The following is a 6,000-nucleotide window of genomic DNA, read 5'->3' on the forward strand; positions in this document are numbered from 1 at the left end:
TTTCGTCTTTTATTTGAAGAGGACTATCGTGCTTTGTGCCTAGATGTTAGGTAAAAGTCCGCACACGCTGCTATCCATGCAACGTGGTTGAAGGGACGAAGAGAGTAAAATTATTTTGACTCGAGAAGTTTAATCCAGTGATCAAATACGCCCAGATTTTCGAGAATGATCTTAAAACACATTAGTATAGGCACGGCAAGTAAAACGCCTACCACACCCCATAGCCAACCCGTTATTGCTATCCAAATTATGATTATTAATGGGTTAAGCTGCATACTTCTTCCTAGCACCGCAGGCGTGATGAGTTGTGATTCAATAATATTCAATATTAAAAACAGACCCGCAGGCAGAAACGCACTGTTGGTAAGCCCAAACTGAACAAGCCCAACTACCAGCAATACCACACAGCTCGCCACACCACCCAAGTAGGGGACAAAGTTCATCAGCGCAACCAGCGCTCCCCAAAGTAACGCATCGTCTATTCCTAAATAGTAAAACACGCCTGCTGTAGATAATCCTAAGCATGAGTTTATGATGCTGATGGTGACGATATACGAAGACAGCTCCCTTTGAATTTGATCGACCAATACCAGCGTTCGTCGCTTGTTAGTAACTATGGGGAAGTCTCTTACAAAAACATTGAATAGGTTGGGGCCAAAAACCAACAAGAAGAAAATTAAAACAATACAGGCGAGCACCTGTGCCAGTAAAAATGGCGCGTTACCGAAGAGTGTGAGCCCAATATCTATTCCGCTTTGTTTAATTTTGTCCGTCACAGAGTTTGTGTTGTCTTGCGGTGGAGAAATTTCAGGTGACTTCTCATCGTCACCAAACCAGCTAAAGAATGAACGTTCTTTTTCAACGGGTTCAGCTGGAGGCGTTGCATAAGCGTCGATGTTGCTGCTTATCTCTTCAATTTCTTTGGATATCTCGGCAGCAATTTTGGGGAGAGATTGCATCCAGCGTTCTGCCGGTTCAGCAAGCTCTATACCTAAAAATGTAAACGGCGCGACCAGCAAAGCAATCAGGGCTCCTGCTGAAAGTGTGCGAGGTATCAATAACTTGCGTGCGAATGCAACAAGAGGGCTCAAAAGCAGAGCAACAAAGGCGGAAAAGAAAAGAGGAACAAGTAAAGATTTGGCAAGGTACAATGTATAAATGACAGCAAAAATCACAAGAATATTTAGCAGTCTGGTTTGTTGGGCTATTTTGGGGAACTTACCAGCATACTTCGCGTTCCCTTTATCTTGATTCGAGCCAGCGTTGTCCATGTCTTAGCCTTGGTAGAAAGTGATCTTGGTAGAACTTTTACTAGTGATAGCGTAAGTGTTACGAAAATTTAATCATTTAAGTTCAATTACCGCACCGCTATAGAAGTCGCTTTGTACTGCTTTACGTAAATCGTTAGCTAAATAGTGATTTCTACTTTAGTATAATTTTTTCTGCATTATTTGAGCGAATTATGTCTGAGCCAATAAGTAGGGCTCATCTTCTTTTACCGACGACATCCCCTTTCAAGCTCTTATAGAAAACATAACTGGTGCGGTGATATTTGCCGATGATAATCAAGATGCCGTTATTACCATGGGATGGATATTGGAGGCAAAAGGGTGTCAGGTTCAAGTAGTGGAAGATGGGTCATCCGCATTAAAGGCTGTCGCGTCTTTCACGCCCGATTTAGTGTTGTTGGATATCGGCATGCCGGGTATGAATGGTTACGAATTATGTACGGCACTTCGTCAAAATCGCGCGTTACCATACGGCACGATGCGCCAAAGGGCTTTAAAGCTGTATTGGCTGCCAGCTATAAACCTTCGATGGTGTTATTGGTAACACATTCGATAATATCGCAACAGTGTTGTGATCTTTCTGAGTAAGAAAGGTACTACTAAAACCATGCACGGATTAATTTTTTAACGGAGAGTACTAATGCCCCGCATTACTCGTCGTCACTTTCTTCAATTGGCAGGTTCAGGTTTGCTGGTTGCGCACAGTCCTTATTTAATGGCACAGCCTTCGAAAAAGAAAATAGGCGTGGCGCTGTTAGGGTTGGGCAATTACAGCACAAATTTACTCGCCCCTGCCTTACAGGACACTAAACACTGTGAATTACGGGGGATAATCACGGGGAGCGAGAGTAAGATCCCGCAGTGGCAGCAAAAGTACGGCATTAAAGACAGTAATGTGTACACGTACAGCACCATGGCAGATATTGCGAATAATGACGATATTGACGTTATTTACGTTGTAACGCCTACTGGCACACACAAGGACTTTGCGGTACAAGCCGCAAATACCGGAAAGCATGTGTGGTGTGAAAAGCCAATGGCCATGGATAGCGAGGAATGCCAAGCTATCATAGATGCGTGTAACAAAAATGGCGTGCAGTTGTCGATAGGCTATCGTATGCAGCACGAACCCAATACCCGCACTTTTCATCAGTATCTTGAAACTAAGCCGTATGGAAACTTGACCGCGGTATCGAGCTTTGCTGGTTATGCAGGACAAGGAAGAGCGCCTGATAACTGGCGAATGAAAAAGCACATGGGCGGCGGTGCACTTTATGATATGGGCGTTTACGCGATAAACGGCGCACGCTTTTTAACGGGCCGTGAGCCATTAGCGGTGACGGGAAGTCATCCACCACAGCGCTTTCCAGAGACGTTTACTGAGGTTGATGAAACGACCTTGTTTACGATGGATTTTGGCGACGGACTAGTGGCCGATTGCGGTACCAGTGTAGTAAAAGGGTTTAACCATTTTAAAGCTGATTGTGAAAAAGGCTGGTATCAACTTAAACCCATGCAGAGCTACAGTGGGGTAACGGGCACCACGTCTGATGGAAAAACGCTGGCTCCCATAAACGGTATGCAGCAAACGCTGCAAATGGATAACGATGCACTGGCCATATTAACTGGACAACAGCCTATGGTGACTGGCAATGAAGGTCTGGCCGATATCCGCATTGTGAACGCTATATTTAAGGCGGCGAGAACAGGGGAAACGGTTGCGTTGTAAGGCGCTTTTGCGCGAATACGCTATCGGACAGTGAATGCCATTTGCTCATTTTGCGACTGGGTCTACCAGACTTTTGCGTCTTAGTTACCGTTCATTAAGAAGGTTAATTAGCGCTTCCAAGTCCTTTTTGTCAGCTAATTCACTAAACCATTGGGATATTTCTGTCGCCTGAATTAGCCCCATTATTGCCCCCAATACAAAACCGCGGTGAACGTTGTCGCCCCCCACGTTGGTGTTCGCAATCAACGCCTTTTTAGGCGTATCAGCATAACGGTAAGCGAAGTACAAAACGGCGGGCCACGCGTCTGAGATATAACACGCTGGCGAATACATACGACCAACAATCTCGATATGGCTTTTGCTTTTTGCCGCTATCGCAGCCAAATTCATGTGCGCAGATTTACGGGCAATATCTTCTAAAATGGCCTTGGGTGATTCACCTTCGCGATGCACTAATTTGTAGATTAACTCAACATAGAAATCGCACACCGATGCTAAAGATTCATCCGGGTGAGTTAAATAAAGGTGACTACGACACAGGCGTTTGATGTCCTCAAGGGCTGTGCTTTTGCTTGCTTCTACTACCGCCAAAGGTGTTACCGACACAAAAGCGCCTATTGAAGCCGTATCATGTGTAACCGCCCCGCATTTGTGTGCTGGAGTACCTTGTTCTAAGTTCGCAAAAAAGCCTCTGTGATAAGACTCAGCGTATGTGTCAGGATGTTTAGGTTCATCAGCGCGCATAAAGCTAATATATTGAGTTAAAAACTCGTTTTCGTCATACCCTTTAAGTGCGCATGATAAAACGATACGCGCGCAATGTGCATTGAGTGTATTTTCTCCTGCTTTCATACCATGATGGTAATGAATGTTGTCCTTGCCCCAATACTGCCTTTTACCTTTGAGAATAACGTCGCCCACTATCTCTTTTTGATTTGCAGATGCCTTATTCGCGCGCCCACCTTGCTGCGTGGAATGTAGCGACATTATTGAAGACGGATGAAATGATGGCGCATCCTCAAATTGCTCTATCCCTAACGGAAATGCCTTATAAATATCTGCTGGGTTGTAATACCAATGTACCGGCATAGCCAACGCGTCGCCGATAAACGCGTTCTTAAGCGCTGCTTTTGCTCGTTTGATTGACAGTGAAGACATTTCTTTAAGCCTACCTCTTATGCAGTACTGTGCGGGATTGAATAATCAAGTACCTTTAAATTACGCACTGTAGGTCGAAAATGATCGTTCTAATGCTCATCGAAAAGCGACTTGTTGCGGATATATTTTCGCATGTAGTGATAGGTAATTGGGCGTAACAACCAGCTGTGAAGCGACATCAAAAAGCGTTTATGGGTAGGCGTGTTTTCGTAAATTTTATCATCGTGCAGCCACAGCATCTTGCCAACGTGCCAGAAGTAAAAAGGGAAGGGCGGCATAAAGGTTATTACATCTAAATCGCAGCAAATGCGATACGTTCTATGGTGTAGCGTGTAGTGCTTATACCAAGAGCGCGTGCCCACTGCGGGCTGTCCGAAAGTCACTACCCTTTTTACTGACTTTGCGTATAAACGCTCAAAGTAATCAGCCATTAATACCGCTACTGCGCCGCCGGACGAATGGCCAATGAATGTAAAGCGCTTGCCTTGCTGCCTAAGTGGTTCAAGCACTTTTACAAGTAGCTCTCTAAGTGGTAATGCTTCATTGGATGTTTTAGTGCTGGAATACATAGGTTGAGCCAATAGCCGCGCAAACCCCCAGTGGACCCAGAATTTTCTGTTTAACTGATTGAGTTTGTTTGGGATAAAGAATAAATTCGCTAGCCAATCTCTTACCCCCAATGATCCGCGAAAAACGATAATGACCTCTTTTTTATTCTCGACCCACAAGATTCTTACGCTCATTCTGCCGTACTTATCGACTAGCTGGCGTTCATAAAAAGGATCTAAGATTTTTTGGTATTGCTCGTCGGCATCAGGGTAGGCGAGTTGGCAGAGAATGGCATATCTTTCATATTGATAGCGTTTCAATTTCTTCATGAAAACTCGTATTGGAGCATTTAGCGTTTTTGAAGCTGAGCCGTTGAAGACTCTTTCACTGAATACTTCACGCTACAGGAAGTTTATTTCAGTGTTATGACGGGGCGCGTCATTTTTCTTTAACTTGCTCAGAGTAAAGCCCCTTTTCACGGCAATACTCACTTAACTCAAACTCGCTCAATGCTGCTGTTTCTAAAACAATTGCGAACTTTTGCTCTGGTGACTAACCTTCTGAACTATTGCTACCTGCCAAACTAGAACCTGCTTGTAAATACTTATCTCGCCATGAATACAAAATAGATAAGTTGATACTCTCTAGCTTTGCGAATTGGCTTAATGATAAGCCACTTTCAACCAGCTTTCTAATGACGGTTTTCTTATGGTCTTCAGGATAATGCTTCACTAATAACTAACTTACCGCTCCTGTTATATTTTTATGAAAAACTGAGGCGACAACTATCCTGACACAGGGGGTATCGGGGAAAGCCTAAAAACGTGATGTTCCATAGCGACCAGGGATGTCATTACACGAGCCGAAAATTCCGTCAGCTAATTTGGCGGTATCGCTTAACACAAAGTATGAGTCGCAGGGGAAATTGTTGGGATATAGCCCGATGGAACGCTTTTTCAGAAGTCTCAAACCGAATGGGTTCCAACTACTGGTTACCGGAATTTTGCTGAAGCAAAGCAGAAGATTGGTGATTACATTTATGGCTATTACAGCCGACTGAGACCGCATTCATACAACGGTGGTCTAACACCGAATGAATCGGAGAAACGTTATTGGAATAGCTACAACGATGTGGCCAAAATGACTTGACCACTACAAGCTAAGTATCAGTTTGATTATTAACCAGCATGCTAAACTTGCGATGGCGTCATTTTCATTTTTGCCCATTCGGCAAATTCTTGATAGGTACAGCAATCGGAGAATCCCTTCCCATCA

Annotated in this window: 6 protein-coding genes and 1 pseudogene; 3 read left to right on the plus strand and 4 right to left on the minus strand. The window is 44.2% G+C overall.

Annotated elements, in window-relative coordinates; all coding sequences use genetic code 11:
* Positions 1–110: 110 nt before the first annotated feature.
* The gene (locus MHN09_RS17650) at positions 111–1,271 is read right to left on the minus strand and encodes an AI-2E family transporter (protein ID WP_049588171.1); all 1,161 of its coding nucleotides are present in this window, start codon (positions 1,269–1,271) and stop codon (positions 111–113) included.
* Positions 1,272–1,545: 274 nt separating this feature from the next.
* Between MHN09_RS17650 and MHN09_RS17655 the strand changes: the two genes are divergently transcribed.
* Both MHN09_RS17655 and MHN09_RS17660 read left to right on the plus strand, forming a co-directional pair.
* On the plus strand, positions 1,546–1,833 hold the full coding sequence (locus tag MHN09_RS17655) for a response regulator (RefSeq protein WP_239220219.1): 288 nt from the start codon (positions 1,546–1,548) through the stop codon (positions 1,831–1,833).
* A 96-nt stretch (positions 1,834–1,929) separates the two neighbouring features.
* Positions 1,930–3,018: a Gfo/Idh/MocA family oxidoreductase gene (locus MHN09_RS17660; RefSeq protein ID WP_239241623.1), complete on the plus strand. Its 1,089-nt coding sequence runs from the start codon at positions 1,930–1,932 to the stop codon at positions 3,016–3,018.
* An 84-nt stretch (positions 3,019–3,102) separates the two neighbouring features.
* Here the strand turns inward: MHN09_RS17660 and MHN09_RS17665 are convergent, their stop codons facing one another.
* The 3 genes from MHN09_RS17665 to MHN09_RS17675 all read right to left on the minus strand — a co-directional run bounded on the left by MHN09_RS17665 (position 3,103) and on the right by MHN09_RS17675 (position 5,457).
* Positions 3,103–4,176, minus strand: coding sequence for an ADP-ribosylglycohydrolase family protein (locus MHN09_RS17665; protein WP_239241624.1), 1,074 nt, complete (start codon positions 4,174–4,176; stop codon positions 3,103–3,105).
* 89 nt (positions 4,177–4,265) lie between these two features.
* Positions 4,266–5,054: a lipase gene (locus tag MHN09_RS17670; RefSeq protein ID WP_014950619.1), complete on the minus strand. Its 789-nt coding sequence runs from the start codon at positions 5,052–5,054 to the stop codon at positions 4,266–4,268.
* Positions 5,055–5,277: 223 nt separating this feature from the next.
* Entirely contained in the window at positions 5,278–5,457 is a 180-nt protein-coding gene (locus tag MHN09_RS17675; protein ID WP_053103825.1) for a transposase, read from the minus strand.
* Between the two features lie 74 nt (positions 5,458–5,531).
* Between MHN09_RS17675 and MHN09_RS17680 the strand changes: the two are divergent.
* Positions 5,532–5,871 (plus strand): annotated as a pseudogene (locus tag MHN09_RS17680) (DDE-type integrase/transposase/recombinase); the annotation flags it as partial.
* Positions 5,872–6,000 lie beyond the last annotated feature (129 nt).

It is taken from the genome of Alteromonas sp. MmMcT2-5 (assembly GCF_022348315.1).
Taxonomy (GTDB): domain Bacteria; phylum Pseudomonadota; class Gammaproteobacteria; order Enterobacterales; family Alteromonadaceae; genus Alteromonas; species Alteromonas macleodii.